Raw genomic sequence first — 17,934 nt, 5'->3', positions numbered from 1 at the left:
AGTACTTGCCGTTTGAGTACCATACATTTTTACATCATTCTCAAACGAGTCCGTGGCGTATCCGTCCGCCTTGATCGTTTGAGTACCATACATTTTTACATCATTCTCAAACAGTCATTACTTTTTCGACGTCTTCGGCCTTGTTTGAGTACCATACATTTTTACATCATTCTCAAACATACTTCCGCCGTGGGAAAGATCAGACCAGGTTTGAGTACCATACATTTTTACATCATTCTCAAACCTCAAATTTAAAAATGAACTGCTTTCATCTGCACAAAACAGGTACTCAAACATCCGATGGATATTAATAGACATCACATCCATCTTTGTCAATTATATAATATTCTCTCTGATTCGAAAAGTCCCTTTGTATATTTTCTATGAAAAGCAAGGATATTTCATAGTAGCATGCCATTTGGGAGAATTTGTTTATTTGTGTTTCGTTCAGATAGGACCGAATATTTATCAGAATCACCAGTTCTTTTTGGAGAAGTTCGGCCATAACTTTGATATATTGCGTTAATTTTTCCAGAAGCCCCATCTCTTTTTCGGTTTCTGTCTGAACTCCCATCAATTTTAGGAGTGCGCTCAAATCGATTTCCTCATTTTGTTCCAATTCGTACCCACTGGCAGCTTCCAATTGATAGATGTATTTCTTCAGTTCCGCAATAATTCTCTGTGTTTCCAGAAACATTTCTTCATTTTGCGCACTTTTGACCAGCTCTGTAAATAACCGTTTTTGTATTCTGTGATCCGCAAAATCAAGAGAAAAGGGCGTTAATACCAATTCCACATCTCTTTTCATATTCAGCTCTGTGTCAGCTTTAGAAAGTACGAAATTTCCCTCCTCTCCCTGATTTTGTTTTTGCAGCTGCTCCACATATTTTAAAAACAGCTCCGGTGATTCTATAATCCATTCTGTGGGACAGTTCCGATGAATCGCAATAGGTTTTTCCAAGTCCACATGTACCAGTTTCATAAAATCACCAGCCTTTCATCCGTATTCAACACTTCACTCTTTACGTTCCCAACAATCAGATCCATTTTCGCATACTGCTTCTCAGTCACCGTTAAAAGCTGTACCAGCCTTCTTCCGGCTTATTTTTATGAATCTGATCCACGATTCCATTCACTGCAGTTGTATTTAACGCAAGCTTACAGTATACGGATTCCTGGAGCATCAGGAATCCGCTTTTCAATAAAAACTTTCGAAATCTCGCATATTCTCTTCTCTGATCGCCCGTCAGCACTGGAAGATCAAACAGTACCAATACTCTCATAAAACGATAACTCATAGGCCGTAAAACCGGATCAATGCACTGTCATTCTCATTTAAGGCATCAAATACACTTTTACAGTAAATTTTTATGGCATTATTCACATACTGTGTTTTCCCGTCTATCATGACTTCGTTGTTTAATACATTGACCAACTGTATTTTTTCCTCATGCGTAAATTCTTTCCTCTGCATTTGGATTACTTCCCGGTCAATCAGGACACGGAACGGTTCCATCAAATCGGACGCCAGATTAAACTGATTAAACATATTATCATGAAAGAGTCCGAGCTGTGTAATATAACCGCTCGCTACAATTTCTCTCGCAAACGCAGACAACAAAATGCTATATCCGTAATTCAGCGCTGCATTTTCCGGACAATCCGCAGTTCTGGTAAATGTCATACCGAACAACGCATTAAAATATACCTTTGCCGCATGCCCTTCCCGGTTTGTCTCATCGTTCCAGCCAATCTCCTGTAAATATGCTTCTAACAGACCCGCTTCTTCCTTTCCCAGATTTTTTAACAGTTCCTTCTGTTTTCGTATTTTTTCCGTCACAATCTCTGTCCAGATCGCTTCTTTACTGTGCCGGCTCCACTGAATCTGCTTTCTGACCTTATTGCTGGTATCATGACTTCCGTAATACCCAACCAGTTCCGACGATGGATTTCTCTTTTCATCGCAAAAAATCACTTTTATTTTCTTTTTTGTCAGCTCTGCCAGCAGACTTGTTGTGACTGTTGCTGCTGTTGACTCAATCAGAATGGTTGATATTTCACTTAAATGTATTTTTGTTACTTCCTCATTTCGCACCACAAGATAACCAAGCTGATAGTCCAGCTTTGCCCGTTTGGAAATAACCACAATCCGCCAGCTCATAATGCATTCAGGTCTACTGCCTGCTCGTAAATACCTGTTGGCGATTGATGAATCATTTCGATTCGATTGCAATCGGTTATATTTTTGTTGAGACACAAAACTCCTGCTCTTCCAGATCCTCCAATTAATTTCAAATCAGCGGTAACACTCTGGCACTGGAAAAAATGTAAAATTTCATACAAAACGATACACTTTTCTTCCATGCATAATTCTTTAAATTTTTCTCTTTTTTCCGTTAATGTCTTTGCCTGTGCTCCAAGTTTTTTTGCATATACCGTATTTATTAATTTATTCAAAAAGGTTTCATACAGCATCATCACCTTCTTTTCTTCTAAATGGTCGGAATCGTAAATTTTCAGTTCTTTATTCTGTTTTTTACGTTCCACGTACTGTACTATTTTTTTCAGTATTTCCGTTTCTTCCTGAGAAAGTACCAGCTGATTTGCACCTTGCATCAATAGCTGATCTCCTGATCTTCCGGAAACCCACATATAAAATCCGTCCACACACAACAGAGTATCTATTTTGATTTCCGGCACCAGCACTCGCGGATTCTTTAACTGTCTTTCCTCTTCCAGATACCGAATTATATTTTCTTCTGACTTCTGAATTTCCTTTTTCAGACGAATCGGCACATACTCGATTGTTCGTATTTTCTTTCCCTTTTTGCCCTCCGATTCTGCCAGTACAAAGTAAGCTCCCGCCTCTTTGTTATATCCTCCATACTTCTGTATATCACAAAGCCGTTCATCACTGCTCTTGATCGGAACCTGACCTTTTCCTTTTTTGACAATCTGCTGGTCAAACAATGCACCTGTTGCCTCATACGATCTTCGCGTCACAAGAATGTTGTTCTTTTCCATAAACTTTCGGACTGTCACAATGGTTCCGTTCCCGCCTTCCCAGGCAATTTCTCCGTTTCGTTCAATTCTTTCCTGTTCAAACATCTTCTTCAGGTTATAACTTCTTCCCGGATTTTCCTTAATGAAGAGAATCGGATTTGATGTGAATTTTACAAAATATGCGTTGCCAACGACAATATTCAAATAAGCATCCTTCGCATGATGATAATCATTCATCTCCCGTACCTTCAGAAATTTAAAATCCTTACGGAACTTTGAAACGGTTGGCGCTTTCACATAAACAATCTGTGTATCCGGGATCACCTGCTGCAGAATACTTGCTACCGCTTTTGTACTCTGACGAGTTTCCACCAGCTGCCTGGAAATAAATCCAGCCAATTCAGACGGTTCAAATCCATTTCCTCTTATCAGCCGTTTATATTTTTCTTCACTGATCAATCCGGCATCCACTAAAGATTTCCAGAATGGCTGCATTTTTTTCCGAACTGTTTCATCGATCGGATATTTATCCTCTTTCATCTGATTACACTTTTTCTTTACAAGTACCCGGTTATCCAGGCTATCATCCATCACTTTGGACTGTGGAAAAATATGATCAATGTCATACTTCTGATTATCCCACAATTCCTCCAGTTCAATTGTTTCACCGGAATACATGCATTTTCCTTTTTGCGTATAATACAAATACAGCTTGTCTCTTCTCATTTCCGCATCGGAACGCTTTTCAATCTCATCTATCCAGTCTTTTTCTTCCGCTTTACATTTTTTATAGAGTTCCAGCAGTTTCTTTTTTCTTGAAGTGGTTCTTCCCTGATCGGTTTTCTCTCTTGCCATTTCTATAAAAACACGTTTCGGTGGGTTTCCCATCACTTTACAGATTTCCTTTACAATCAAAAGGCTCTGCCAAATCTGCCGCTTCACTGCCGGTGATACGTAAAGTTCCTCGACTAATTCATACGAAATATCCCGTTTTTTCTGTTCGTTTCCATTCTTTTCTTCGATTGCCGATGCAAACAAATATTTTTCGCTAAGCAGTTGCATCAGATTGTCATTCGTCTCCCACAAAGCCCGAATAATAGACCATGCCTCTCCCGTTTCCGGTGCCGGTGCTTCCGTCTCTTCCAAAAACACTTTTGAGAGTCTTCCCCAACCACGATACGGCAGTTTACTTATGCTGTCTCTTTGTTTTTCTGTCAACTCCGGAAACAGTTTCTTTAATCTCTGTTTCAGTATCGCTTTATCATCTCCAAACAGCGTTACGTTCAGGATGATGCATTCTTTTTCCGCCTGGTTCAGTGACAAATTTGTTAATTTCTCTTTAAAGTCATGGTATGCCGTAAGAGAACTCTTGAAATCACCATCAATTCCGGTAATTTCAACTTCTTTTCCGGTAATTCCTTCTTTCACTAAATAGTTTTTCAGTTTTTTCTGTGTAACTTTTCTGCTTTTCTGGAATACTTCTTCATATATTTTCTGTTTCTGCTCTACAGATATCTTTTCTCCATCCAAACGCAGATTATTTAATTCATTTAAAACTTCGTATTTGCTGTACAGCAGAGAATACTTTGGTAAAACATCTTCACTTGGCAGATAAGTACATTTATTCGTCATTCTTCGAATAAACTGCTCTGCACTTGCTTCCAAATCTACCATCTCATCGAAGTTCCATGGATATATTTTGCCTTCTTTTCGTACCGCCCAGTTACTCTTCTCCCCTTTTTTTCGAATTCCGTTTAAGGGTCCTACGTAGTACGGAATGCGGAATGTGAAAATCTTTTGAATCTTCTCTCCATTCTCTTTCAGTAGCGGAACTTTATCTTCCAGATTTTTCAGGATTGCATTTAATTCATATAAATGAATCTGATATGGAATGACACTGTTGTCTTTTACAGTCTGTTTCGGAAGAAACGTTCCCATTTCCATTTCCTTCTGCATGCAGGATGCTTTCGTCACATCTGATATCTTGCCCAGAATATTCTTTTTCAGATAACCGTAAAAGTCTTCCTGACTACATTGTTTTGGTGCCTTGATATACGCATAATAATTAGCTTTTTCACCCTTTTTTGCAAACAGTCTCTGATATTCTTCCCTTGAAAGATTCTCTCTGACCAGCTTTTTCAGATCTTTCAGATCTTTTTTATGCTTTTCATAAAGTGCCACTTTTGCCTCTGAAAGAGAAGAATAGTTCTGCAAAATATCAGCCAGAACAGCCCAATCGTACACTGCTTTTGCGTGTTCAATTAATACATATTTTTCTCCCAGCTCTGCTTCGATCTCTCCAGCGTATTCTTCATAACCTGCATCTGCGAAGCAAAGTTTTGGCCGTTCCAGTGTATCCATCTGTTTTTCCCCAAACAGATTTCCCAGTTTTGCTGTTCCACCGGTAATCAATCCCAGCCACTCTTTTTCACAGGATGTTTCTGCCCGCATTGCTTTTACTGCTTTTGTCTTTTTCGCAGATTTGGTCAATGTTCGGTCTTTTAAAATTGCCTCTATTTCCTTGCTTCTTTCCACTCCAATCTCGGAAGAAAAGCCAAGTTCTTCTGCCCTCACTGCTTCAAGGAACTGTTCAAATGTTGTCTGAAATTCTCTTACCTGTTCGATATTTCCGTTTAATAGAAAATGGCCTCTGTGTTTCATCATATGATGCAGAGCAAGATATATCAGGCGAATATCAGGCGTTTCGTCAGTTTCCATTAACCATTTTCTCAGATGATAGATGGTTGGAAACTGTTTATGATATTCTTTGTCTGTGTAATCATCATCCGCAAACAATGCATAGGGAAGTTCTGGACACTTTCCCCGCCTGTCACGCTTATCCTCTGGCCAGTAACGACTCTCTTTCATTCTGCGAAAAAATCCATCATCTATCTTTTCTACTTCTTCCGCAAAAATTTTCTGCAGCAATTCTATTCTCCAATTACGACGATCCAATCTTCGTTTTTCTGTCCGAAACCCTCTTCTCTCTTCTGCAGTCTGTGCACTGTCAAATAGCCGTACACCCCAAAGTGTTTTTCCATGTGCGCGCAAAATTTCGTACTTCTCATTTGTCACAGCCCATCCAACCGAACTGCTTCCCATATCAAGTCCGAGATAATATTCCCCTTTCATCTATTCTTTCCTCCATTTTCTACATTTTATCTAATTTTACCATATATTTTGATTTTTTACATCTTTTCTTTCCTATTTTCAACAATTCTACTTCCTGGTTCTTGCTGTTCTCACAGTACTGAATCATAACCATGTTTCATTTCTAATTTTAGACAACAAAAAAACTGCTGTCTATGAAGACAACAGTTTTCGTTCCACACACTGTGGACCATCTAACGATGGCGTTTTCGATAAATCGTTATTTGAACTTATGATGTAAAATTTAGTATGGTACTAAACTAACTACACTATACTTCTATTTTTTCCTTTCGTCAATCTTTTTTAGAAAGTTTTTATGATAATTATTCCATTTTTTTCTCTTGCGTCCTTCTTGTTTTTATGGTAAAATATATTTTGTTCTGATTACGAACACTGCCGCTGTGGCGGAATTGGCAGACGCACTTGACTCAAAATCAAGCGGTGAATAACCGTGCCGGTTCGAGTCCGGCCAGCGGCATAGCTAAAAAAGATCTGCAAAAACGAACGTTGATGCAGATCTTTTTTTATTGTCTTCCCTTCAAAAAAACAGCTTTTGAAAGAAAGAAAACCCCTTTCGAAGAACCGGCCATCTGCCGCATGGTTCTTTTTGAAAGGGGTTTTACTGTTGTTATCTCTTATTTATTTCCAAACATCTTCTCATACTCCGGTGTTCCATCCAGTGTAGCGAAGTAGTCTTTCGGGGTTTCTGCGCGGCGGATGACTTCAAAGCTGCCGTCCTCTTTTAACAGAACCTCTGCAGATTTTAATTTTCCGTTGTAGTTGTATCCCATGGAAAATCCATGTGCGCCGGTATCGTGGATAAAGAGAAGATCTCCGACCTCTACTTCCGGCAGCATTCTGTCGATAGCGAATTTATCATTGTTTTCGCATAAGGAACCCGTTACGTCATATTTGTGATCGCACGGCTGATCTTCTTTTCCCATCACGGTGATGTGGTGGTAAGCGCCGTACATAGCCGGTCTCATCAGGTTGACCGCGCAGGCGTCGCAGCCGATGTACTCTTTGTAGATGTGTTTCTGATGGATGGCGCGGGTAACGAGTCCGCCGTACGGTCCCATCATAAAACGGCCCATTTCCGTGTAAATTGCAACATCGCCCATGCCGGCCGGAACAAGAACTTCATCGTACACTTTATGTACACCCTCGCCAATCACGCGGATGTCATTGCCTTCCTGATCCGGTTTGTACGGAATTCCGACGCCGCCGGAAAGATTGATGAATTTAATCTTCACGCCCGTCTCTTCCTGCAGCTTTACAGCCAGCTCAAACAGTGTTTTTGCCAGAACCGGGTAGTAATCATTGGTTACGGTATTACTTGCAAGGAAGGAATGGATGCCGAACTCTTCTGCCCCTTTTGCCTTCAGAATGCGGAATGCCTCAAAAATCTGCTCGGTTGTCATACCGTATTTGGCATCTCCCGGATTATCCATGATGTCGGTGCTGATTTTAAACAGTCCGCCCGGGTTATAACGGCAGCAGATTTTCTTCGGAATGTAGCCTAATGTTTTCTCAAGAAAATCAATATGTGTAATATCATCAAGGTTAATGATCGCACCAAGCTCTGCAGCCAGTTGATACTCTGCAGCCGGTGTTACGTTGGATGAAAACATGATTTTATCTTTCTCAAATCCCATCGCATCGGAAAGCATCAGCTCCGTGTAAGAAGAGCAGTCGCATCCGCAGTCATATTCACCCAGCATTTTGATCAGTGTCGGGTTTGGGTTCGCTTTCACAGCAAAATACTCACGAAATCCCGGATTCCAGGAAAAAGCTTCCTTTACCGCTTTCGCATTCTCACGAATTCCTTTTTCATCGTAAATGTGAAACGGAGTTGGTACTGCTGCTGCGATTTCTTCCAGTTTTTCTTTTGTTACAAAAGGCTTCTTCGTCATTCTCTTTTGTCTCCTTCTTCTGCTTATTTTGCCTGAATAATGTGAAGCATGTTTGTCATATATCCTTCACCCGTCACCTCGTTGGTAGCAGGGTCTCCGGCCGTAAAAATAACCATATCACCGCGTTCTACAAGCTCCTCACGGCGCACCATATACATGGCATGCGAAATGATGTTCTCCGTAGAATCTTCCTCGTATCCGGTCACCGGACGAACGCCCCAGTAGAGCTGCATTTTTCTTCTTGCCCATTCATATGGGGTAACGCCGTAAATCGGTACGCTCGGACGAAGATTGGAAATCAGTCTTGCGGTCTGACCGGACATCGTCGGGGTCACAATGCAGGCTGCTTTGATGTGTTCTACCATAGAAACGGCTGCACTTCCGACTGCTGCGGAAACATTCAGCTTTCCTTCCAGCGCTTTTCCATCGCGGTAATCTTCGAATTTCAGATAACGCTCCGTCTGCTCGGCAATCTCTCCCATCATGGTAACTGCCTCGATCGGATATTTTCCGGCTGCTGTTTCGCCGGAGAGCATGATCGCATCCGTTCCATCATAAATTGCATTCGCAACATCGGCTACCTCTGCACGGGTCGGACGCGGGTTCCGGATCATGGAATCCAGCATCTGGGTTGCTGTGATAACCGGTTTGTATTTATGATTGCATTTTTCAATGATGATTTTCTGTACATGCGGTACCTGGCACGCCGGAATCTCTACACCAAGGTCTCCCCTTGCAACCATCACACCATCTGCCGCATCGATGATGCTGTCGATGTTCTGCACACCCTCCGCATTTTCGATCTTGGCAATGATATCAATATGCTCTCCTCCGTTTGCCACAAGGAACTCACGGATTTCGTTAATTGCCTCTGCATTCCGGATAAAGGAAGCTGCAACAAAATCAATATCCTGTTCAATACCAAAAAGAAGATCTCCTTTGTCTTTCTCCGTCAGGTTCGGAAGATTGATCGAAACGTTCGGTACATTCACGCCCTTTTTTTCTCCGAGCTCGCCGCCGTTTACTACGGTACAGACAATTTCCGGTGCATTTACTTTTTCTACGCGCAGACCGATCAGACCATCATCGATCAAAATCGTATCTCCCTCTTTGATATCTTCCGTAAGGCCGGTGTAGCTGACAGAACAGTGATTTTCATCTCCGGTCTCCTGAACGGTTGTCAGGGTAAAGGTCTGTCCGGTTACCAGATTTACTTTTTTGCCATCTTTCAAAACGCCGGTACGGATTTCCGGTCCTTTAGTGTCCAGAAGGATTGCCACAGGAGTTTTCAGCTCTTTTCGAAGCTCTTTCAACATATCCATACGCATTTTCTGCTCATCGTGGTCTCCATGAGAAAAATTAAAACGAGCAACATCCATTCCGGTTTCAATCAGTTTTTTCATCAGGTCACGGGAGTTGGTATTTGGTCCCATGGTGCAGACAATTTTCGTTCTTCTCATACTTTCTCTCCTTCTTTATTTTACATGTTCATGCGTAAACAGGTGATCCTGACAGTATTCATAATTTCCGTTGCATCTGGAGCAGAAACGGAACTCCAGATTCGGATCATCTTTTTCGGTCCGACCGCAGATCGCACATTTGTGTTTTGTGATCCCGTTCGGATTGCGGTATTCGGCTTCGCCTCTTGAAACGGCCTTTTTGAATTCCTTCCGGCGTCTGTTCTGCTGGAAAGAGCCGCGTTTTCCTTTTCTTGTCATCAGGAAGAACACAAGGACGTTTGCAAGGGAACAAAGAATAACAACACATCCTGCCCAGTTTCCGCTCATGATGCTGGTAATCATGCTGTAGGCGAGAAGCGCTACGTCAAGGTATGCCAGCCATTTGATTTTGATCGGAATAATGAAATACAGCAGTACCTGCATATCCGGGAAGCTGATCGCAAAGCCGAGGAAAATCGAGAGGCTGATGTAGTAAGTGCTGAATGCCGTTCCCATCAGCGACGGATATCCGTTGACTGCATATAAGATTCCATACAGCAGGAAGGAACCGATAATGGTCATCAGAATGCCGGAAAAGATGTAAACATTATACTTGAAATCTCCCCAGGCTCTCTCAAGGCTTGTTCCGATTGAGTAATAGAAAAACAGCATGATGATCGTAAAGATATCAAGGCTGCTCGGCGGAATCAGAATCCAGCTCACCAGACGCCAGATCTGTCCGTGCAGAATATAATATGGTTCCAGTGTCAGATACTGTCTCATAATGGGGGCCGCAAGCGCAATGATATAGCCCGCAATGTACGTTACGATAATGTACATCGTCAGATGGCTTAACGCGTATCTCCCATATTTTCGCTCCATTTTGTCTAAAAAATTCATGCACACTCTTCCTTTTTGTTTGTTTTATTTTACCGGCTTTCACTGCCCGAAAATACATTCTCATTATACGTGCTGCCTTTTCGTTTGTCAAACGGTATAACGGTGAATTTCGTCTCTGAAAAAGAGCTTTACGAATGTTTTACTTTCCGGTATAATTTATTAGAAATCTTTTCCAGTTATTTTATAAATATACGAAAAAATTCAGGAGGACTTTATATATGGCAGGATCATCATTTGGTACCATCTTCAGACTGACCACCTGGGGAGAGTCTCATGGAAAAGGCGTGGGCGTTGTTGTGGACGGAGTGCCGGCCGGCCTTTCGCTTTCCGAGGAGGATATTCAGGTTTACCTCGACCGCAGGAAGCCGGGACAGAACCGCTTTACCACAAAACGGAAAGAATCCGATACCGTTCAGATTTTATCCGGCACTTTCGAAGGAAAAACGACCGGTACCCCGATTTCCATGGTGGTATGGAATGAGGATCAGCATTCCAAAGATTACAGCGACATTGCTTCCTATTACAGACCGGGCCACGCCGACTATACGTTTGATGCAAAATACGGTTTCCGCGACTACCGCGGCGGCGGACGCTCCTCAGGACGCGAGACGATCGCACGCGTGGCTGCAGGTGCCATTGCCTTAAAAATGCTCTCTGAGCTTGGCATCACCGTTTCCGCCTACACCCGCTCCATCGGTGACGTGGAAATCCAGTCTTTTGATGCCGTTGAAATCGCGAATAACGCCCTGAATATGCCGGATGCAGAGGCTGCCGAAAAGGCTTCCGAGCTTTTAACAAAAGCCATGGCGGAAAAAAATTCCGTCGGCGGTGTGGTCGAATGTGTCGTTCACCATATGCCGGCCGGTGTCGGCGATCCGGTGTTTGAAAAGCTCGATGCCAACCTTGCAAAAGCACTCGTCTCCATCGGCGCCGTAAAAGGCGTGGAAATCGGAGACGGTTTCTCGGTCTGCACAGCTACCGGGCTTACCAATAACGATGCCTTCCATGTAAATGCGGACGGCTCCATTGTCAAGCTGACCAACCACGCCGGCGGTATTTTAGGCGGTATCAGCGATGGAAGCGATATCGTTGTCCGGGCTGGTTTCAAACCGACCCCGTCCGTTGCTGCTTCCCAGCAGACCATCAACAAAGATGGTGAAAACATTGCCATCGAAATCAAAGGCCGCCACGACCCGATCGTCGTTGCACGCGCCGTTGTTGTCGTGGAATGCATGACCGCTCTTGTCCTGGCGGACGCACTGCTCGTCGGCATGAGCGCCAAACTGGACAATGTAAAGAAAGTCTGGGCTCCGGACGAGAAATAAAGGCCGGACTGCTTCTTTCTGGCTTCAACACAAAAAATGCCTGCGGGATACAGTTCTTCCTGCAGGCATTTTTGCGTTATTTTTTTAGTGAACGCCTTTTTTCGTAATCAGAATACAGTTCGGCGTCTCCACTTTCATCGGGCGGCCTTTCTGAACCAGCACGTTTTTCTCATAATCAACGGTAAATGTTGTGATCGTGTTGGACTCATGGTTTGCCACTGCGATATGTTTTCCGTCCGGGAACATTGCAATATCCTTTGGATATTCGCCGCTGATCGGAAGTGCAAACTTCTTCTCCAGGCAGCCGGTCTCCGGGTCGATATGGAACATTGCTACGGTATTGTCTCCGGCTGTAGAAGTAAACAGGTAGTGGTGATCCGGGGAAAGGCACATGCCGGATGCAGCGTCGTGCGCCTGGTCCACGTTCGCGGATGTGGTGCTGATCGACTGCAGTTTTTCAAATTCCGGTCCGTTTCCCGTATCACGGTAGCTGAATACATCGACTTTGTTCATCAGCTCGTAAATGACATACGCGTATTTTCCGGATTCACTGAAAACGATCTCTCTCGGGCCGGATTCACGCTCACAGCGCAGGATATCCACCAGTTTCAGGCGGTCACGCTGTGTGTTCAGCTTGTACATTTTGATCTGGTCAATGCCGTTGTCGACTGCGCAGACATATTTGTTGTCCGGTGTAGGAACGACACAGCTGACATGCGGGCGGAAGTTACGCTCTGCCACACTGCCAAGGCCCTTGTGGAACACGCCGTCCATCAGACTTCCGAGGCGGCCGTCCTTATGGGTATGTACAACGGTTACTTTTCCGTCATGATAGCCTGCCACGAACAGGTATCTTCCGGTTTTGTCCACCGACAAATAGCAGCCGCGCATGCCGTCGATGTCTACTTTGTTGATCGGGGTCAGGTCTCCGTCATCCTCCACTGCAAACACTGCAACGCCTTCATCTGCAATCGAATACAGGTATTTGCCGTTTAAGGAACGGGCAATGTGGGAAGAGTTGTTGACCGGTATGACTTTTCGCTCTGTCAGAGTGCCTTCTTCTACATTTACATCATATAAATGAATACCAATGCTGCTTCCATGGGTATAAGTGCCTACATAGCTACGTACTCATCCTTCATGTTGTTTTCATCCTTTCTGCCTTCTCGCACATCGTGTGAATTTTCTAAAAATATTTTAACACAATTTCCGCGCCACGACAACGAGGAAAACGGATTTTTGATATGTAAACGGTAACACTTTATTTTTAGACACAGGATATTCTCCTGCAGAGAATTTTTTAGATATTTCTATTGTTTTTAGATTGTAAGAGTTGAGGTTTCCGCTGCATACCATTTCCATTTTCTACGCTCTCGTCAGACTGATTTCCTGACTCATCATTCCCTGCAGTTTCTTGATTGCGCGGCTGTACTGGCACTGCAGCGCCTGTTCGCTTTTCTTGCAGAATCCGCTGAGCTCTTTGTAGCTGAATCCATATGCTCTCCCCCAGAAAATGCGCTGATCCATCGGATTCAGGTTCTGGATGCAGTTCTGCATCACCATTCGTTCCTCAATCTCGGCTGTCGCGGCCGCCTCCCCTTCATTTCTGTTCTCTTTCTGATACTGTGTATAGGAAACTTCATTCTGATAATAATGTTTTCTGCGCTGATTCTTGATCTTGTTTTTTGCCACACAGAACAGCCATTTCGTCATCTCTTCTCCTTCGAGATCGGCAACGGTTTCAAATTTTACCACCAATACCTCCCATACATCGTTCAGCACATCCTTCGCCGTCTCCCGGTCATTGTTCAACTGACCGCAGATATAACGGAACAGCACATGACTGTTTTCCTCGAATATGATCTGAAAAAATCGTTCCTCCTCTTGTCTCATACACTTCTTTCTCCCTCCTGTTATTTCGCTGTCCTTCTCTTCCGGGCCCGTCATATATGTAATGTGTTGAGACTATCGAAATCTTTCGTTTTTTCAGAATATTTCTACTATTTGACCTTATTACTTTTGTTAATAAAGCAAAATATTGCGTTATAACTGCACCGCGGCGCATAATCAAATTTTTTCTTTCGAAATCAGAAATTACTGTTTCTGACAAAAAAATTCCCGCAGAAAGGAGCTTTCTTCCTCTCTGCGGGAATCTTCTATTTTGGTTTTATTTTATTTAAAGTAAGCAACACCGGACTCAAAGATCTTCAGATCCTGCTCTCCGTAGATGTTGACTGCTACGCCGTTGTCGCGGCGCTCTGCGTGTGCCATCTTACCAAAGACACGGCCGTCCGGGCTGGTGATACCCTCGATTCCGCAGTAGGAACCGTTGACATTCCAGTACTCGTTGTTGGTCAGGTTTCCGTTGACATCGCAGTAGCGGGTTGCAATCTGGCCGTTTGCCATCAGCTTGTCGATCCACTCTTTCGATGCTACGAAACGTCCCTCTCCGTGGGATGCCGGATTGGTGTAAACACCGCCAAGCTCGGCGCCTGCCAGCCATGGGGATTTGTTGGTCACAACCTTCGTGTAAACCATCTTGGAAATATGGCGTCCGATGGTGTTGAAGGTCAGAGTCGGGGAATCCTCCGTCTGTCCGAGAATCTCACCGTACGGAACGAGTCCCAGTTTGATCAGTGCCTGAAATCCGTTGCAGATACCAAGGGCAAGTCCGTCTCTCTCATTCAGCAGTTTGGTAACAGCTTCTTTGATCTTCGCATTCTGGAATGCGGTTGCAAAGAATTTTGCTGATCCATCCGGCTCATCACCTGCGGAGAATCCGCCAGGGAACATGATGATCTGCGCCTGGTTGATGGCTTTTTCAAAGGCATCGACAGAACCGCAGATGTCTTCTGCGGAAAGGTTGCTGAATACCTGAGTGATAACTTTTGCACCGGCACGCTCGAAAGCTCTGGTGCTGTCATACTCACAGTTCGTTCCCGGGAAGACCGGAATGAATACGGTCGGCTGTGCCAGCTTGTGGGAGCATACGTGGATGCTCTTTGCCTGATAGCAGCTGTCTGCAACAATTCCGTTTTCGTCTGCTGCTGCCACATTCAGGGCATCTACCTCCGGAAGCTCTGCACCGGATACGGTCTTGAATACTTTTTCCAGCGGTTTGTTCCATGCGGAAACAGCCTCGCGGATGGTGATTTCGGTGTCTTTATAGGAAAGAACCGGTTTGTCTGTCACTTCACCGATGACGGTGTAGGTGCTTGCCAGCTCTCCGACTTTTTCAGCCGGAACTTCGCAGATCAGATCTGCAATATATGGAGTAAAGAGATCTCTCTCGTCTACATTGTGCTCGATGGTTACGCCGAGAGCATTACCGAATGCCATCTTGGATACGGCTGCTGCGATACCCTGACGGTCTACGACATAAGCGGCTTTCACACGGCCGTTCTGCATATCCTCATGCAGTTTTCTGTAGGTTTCCATGACGCCTTCGTACTCTGGAAGCAGATGTGCGTCGACTGGAAGGTGGATCCACACGAGTTTGTCTCCTGTGTTTTTCAGCTCCGGAGATACTACATCTTTTAATTTTGCAACGTCAACCGCGAAGGATACGAGTGTCGGCGGTACATCGATATGGTTGAAGGTACCGGACATACTGTCTTTTCCTCCGATAGACGGCAGGCCGTAGCCCATCTGTGCGTCGTATGCACCAAGAAGCGCTGCGAACGGCTGGCTCCAGCGGTGCGGATCCTCCGTCATTCTGCGGAAATATTCCTGGAAGGTGAAGCGGACTTTGCTGTAATCGCCGCCGACTGCCACGATGCGGGACAGGGACTCGGTTACGGCATAGACTGCTCCGTGATACGGGCTCCAGCTCGATACGTATGGATCAAAGCCGTAGCTCATCATGGTAACGGTGTTGGTTTTTCCATCCGGAACCGGCACTTTTGCAACCATGGCCTGAGTTTCAGTCAGCTGATATTTTCCACCGTACGGCATCAGCACGCTGGCTGCTCCGATGGAGGAGTCAAACATCTCGACAAGACCTTTCTGGGAGCATGCGTTGAGGTCTGACAGGGTGGACAGCCATTTTTCTTTCACGTCGGCAATGTCACCGCTTCTTTTTAACGGGGTGTCCTCTGCTTTTGGAATCTCTACGAAGACATCATTCTCCTGATGTGCTCCGTTGGTGTCCAGGAATGCACGGGAAATATTGACGATCTCTTTTCCTCTCCAGGAGAGTACCAGACGCGGGTCCTCGGTTACGACTGCAACTTCGGTTGCCTCCAGGTTCTCTTCTGCGGCATATTTCAGGAACTGCTCACGGTCTTTCGGGTCGATGACAACGGCCATACGCTCCTGGGACTCGGAGATGGCGATCTCGGTTCCGTCGAGGCCGGCATATTTTTTCGGTACTTTGTCCAGATTGATCTTAAGGCCCGGTGCCAGCTCACCGATGGCAACGGAAACTCCGCCTGCACCGAAGTCGTTGCATTTTTTAATCAGAAGGCTGACTTCCTCGCGGCGGAACAGTCTCTGCAGTTTACGCTCAGTCGGTGCGTTTCCTTTCTGTACCTCTGCACCGCAGGTCTCGATGGATTCTGTCGTATGTACTTTGGAGGAACCGGTTGCACCGCCGCAGCCGTCTCTTCCAGTACGGCCGCCGAGCAGGATGATGATATCGCCCGGATCGGAATTTTCACGGACAACGGCACGGCGCGGTGCTGCTCCAAGGACAGCTCCGATCTCCATACGTTTTGCCACGTAGTCCGGATGGTAAACTTCTTTGACATAGCCGGTTGCAAGACCGATCTGGTTTCCATAGGAGCTGTAGCCGTGTGCTGCTTCTCTTACGAGTTTTTTCTGCGGAAGTTTTCCTTCGAGTGTCTCGCTCTGCGGACGGGTCGGATCTGCGGCTCCGGTCACACGCATTGCCTGATATACATAGGTTCTGCCGGAAAGCGGGTCACGGATTGCACCGCCAAGGCAGGTTGCTGCACCACCGAACGGCTCGATCTCGGTCGGGTGGTTGTGGGTCTCGTTTTTGAAGTTGATCAGCCACTCTTCGTCTTTTCCGTCTACATCTACCGGTACGACGATGGAGCATGCGTTGATTTCATCAGACTCTTCCTGATCTGCGAGTTTTCCTTCGGATTTCAGTTTTTTCATTGCCAGAAGGGCAAGGTCCATAAGGCAGATGAATTTGTCATCACGGCCTTTGTAGAGTACCTCACGGTCGCTTAAGTAGCGGTCGTAGCTTTTTTTCATCGGCTCGTAGTAGTCGCCTTCGCCGAAGGTCACGTTGGTAAGCTCGGTGGAGAAGGTGGTATGGCGGCAGTGATCGGACCAGTAGGTATCGAGTACTCGGATCTCGGTCATGGATGGATTTCGTTTTTCTTCGCCGCGGAAGTAGTTCTGGATATGCAGGAAGTCTTTGAAGGTCATGGCAAGGCCGAGGGAATCATACAGGGCTTTTAATTCTGCCTCCGGCATGTCGATGAATCCGTCGAAGATTTTGACGTCTGCCGGCTCTTCAAATTTTGTCACGAGGGTTTCCGGTTTTTCAAGTCCTGTCTCTCTGGAGTCTACCGGATTGATGCAGTGTGCTTTGACTGCGTCAAACTGCTCATCAGTCATCTCTCCTTCGATAACATACGTAACGGCGGAGCGGATGATCGGCTGCTCGTCTTCTTTTAAGAACTGCACGCACTGTACGGCAGAATCGGCTCTCTGATCAAACTGTCCCGGAAGGAATTCTACGGAAAATACTCTCGCACCTTCTGCACGCGGGAAATCTTCCTGATAGCAGATATCAACCGGCGGCTCTGCAAAGACTACTTTACATGCTTTCTCATATGTCTCATCACTGATATTTTCTACATCGTACCGGATCAGCTCCCGTACGTTGGTTACGGTCTGGATGTTCAGATAGTGCTTGATTTCATGCTTCAGATCTTTCGCCTTAATCGCAAATTCCGGCTTTTTCTCCACATAAACGCGTCTGACTGTACTCATTTTTATCCTCCATTTGTCTGAATCATAGTCCCCAAAAAACGGGACAATCTTTCGTTACTTACAGAATAGCATATTTATCTTTATAAATGAAATTAATATATCTTATATGTTTTATAAGTTTTATTTCTTAATAGACGGACGCATTCCATTTTTCCTGCACTACCATCCCGCTCATCACCCATTTTCTCCCGTCCTAAACCGTCAGGCCCGCGCACTTTCTGGTGCTGGGGGATG

11 protein-coding genes and 1 tRNA gene are annotated in these 17,934 nt (G+C 44.9%); 2 read left to right on the top strand and 10 right to left on the bottom strand.

The annotated features are described in order from the left end of the window. Positions 1 to 307: 307 nt before the first annotated feature. The 4 genes from csn2 to cas9 all read right to left on the bottom strand — a co-directional run bounded on the left by csn2 (position 308) and on the right by cas9 (position 6,135). Entirely contained in the window at positions 308 to 982 is a 675-nt protein-coding gene (csn2, locus tag DXA55_RS11855) for a type II-A CRISPR-associated protein Csn2 (protein WP_117814298.1), read from the bottom strand. A gap of 91 nt (positions 983 to 1,073) precedes the next feature. Next, positions 1,074 to 1,283, bottom strand: coding sequence for a CRISPR-associated endonuclease Cas2 (cas2, locus tag DXA55_RS11850; protein WP_242998518.1), 210 nt, complete (start codon positions 1,281 to 1,283; stop codon positions 1,074 to 1,076). Positions 1,284 to 1,294: 11 nt separating this feature from the next. Continuing rightward, positions 1,295 to 2,161, bottom strand: a complete 867-nt coding sequence (gene cas1, locus DXA55_RS11845) for a type II CRISPR-associated endonuclease Cas1 (protein WP_117814296.1) — start codon at positions 2,159 to 2,161, stop codon at positions 1,295 to 1,297. Next, positions 2,158 to 6,135, bottom strand: coding sequence for a type II CRISPR RNA-guided endonuclease Cas9 (cas9, locus tag DXA55_RS11840; protein WP_117814294.1), 3,978 nt, complete (start codon positions 6,133 to 6,135; stop codon positions 2,158 to 2,160). The genes cas1 and cas9 overlap by 4 nt, the downstream gene beginning before the upstream one ends. Before the next feature lie 413 nt (positions 6,136 to 6,548). Between cas9 and DXA55_RS11835 the strand changes: the two genes are divergently transcribed. Beyond that, positions 6,549 to 6,631 (top strand) — tRNA-Leu (locus DXA55_RS11835). 157 nt (positions 6,632 to 6,788) lie between these two features. On the opposite strand, the gene DXA55_RS11830 is transcribed toward DXA55_RS11835, so the two are convergent. From DXA55_RS11830 to DXA55_RS11820, 3 genes are read right to left on the bottom strand one after another with little or no spacing between them, the layout of a single operon-like run. Next, a complete protein-coding gene (locus tag DXA55_RS11830; RefSeq protein ID WP_117814292.1) occupies positions 6,789 to 8,066 on the bottom strand; it encodes a diaminopimelate decarboxylase in 1,278 nt (425 codons plus the stop codon). A gap of 23 nt (positions 8,067 to 8,089) precedes the next feature. Further along, complete coding sequence (gene pyk, locus DXA55_RS11825; protein WP_022463218.1) at positions 8,090 to 9,526, bottom strand: pyruvate kinase; 1,437 nt, start codon at positions 9,524 to 9,526, stop codon at positions 8,090 to 8,092. Between the two features lie 15 nt (positions 9,527 to 9,541). Further along, positions 9,542 to 10,405: a hypothetical protein gene (locus tag DXA55_RS11820; RefSeq protein ID WP_055228519.1), complete on the bottom strand. Its 864-nt coding sequence runs from the start codon at positions 10,403 to 10,405 to the stop codon at positions 9,542 to 9,544. A gap of 218 nt (positions 10,406 to 10,623) precedes the next feature. On the opposite strand from DXA55_RS11820, the gene aroC reads away from it, so the two are divergent. Next, on the top strand, positions 10,624 to 11,730 hold the full coding sequence (gene aroC / locus DXA55_RS11815) for a chorismate synthase (RefSeq protein ID WP_055228518.1): 1,107 nt from the start codon (positions 10,624 to 10,626) through the stop codon (positions 11,728 to 11,730). An 84-nt stretch (positions 11,731 to 11,814) separates the two neighbouring features. On the opposite strand, the gene DXA55_RS11810 is transcribed toward aroC, so the two are convergent. The 3 genes from DXA55_RS11810 to DXA55_RS11800 all read right to left on the bottom strand — a co-directional run bounded on the left by DXA55_RS11810 (position 11,815) and on the right by DXA55_RS11800 (position 17,700). After that, entirely contained in the window at positions 11,815 to 12,816 is a 1,002-nt protein-coding gene (locus tag DXA55_RS11810; RefSeq protein WP_334294858.1) for a lactonase family protein, read from the bottom strand. Between the two features lie 279 nt (positions 12,817 to 13,095). Then, positions 13,096 to 13,623, bottom strand: a complete 528-nt coding sequence (locus DXA55_RS11805) for an RNA polymerase sigma factor (protein WP_158565082.1) — start codon at positions 13,621 to 13,623, stop codon at positions 13,096 to 13,098. Between the two features lie 279 nt (positions 13,624 to 13,902). Then, positions 13,903 to 17,700 (bottom strand): phosphoribosylformylglycinamidine synthase, encoded by a 3,798-nt coding sequence (locus DXA55_RS11800; protein WP_117814286.1) that lies wholly within the window; start codon positions 17,698 to 17,700, stop codon positions 13,903 to 13,905. Positions 17,701 to 17,934 lie beyond the last annotated feature (234 nt).

Origin of the sequence: Blautia sp. OF03-13 (genome assembly GCF_003460685.1) — a bacterium.
GTDB classification, from domain to species: Bacteria; Bacillota; Clostridia; order Lachnospirales; family Lachnospiraceae; genus Fusicatenibacter; species Fusicatenibacter saccharivorans.
Note: the sequence above shows the minus strand (reverse complement) of the source record. Positions and strands in the feature narration are given on the sequence as shown.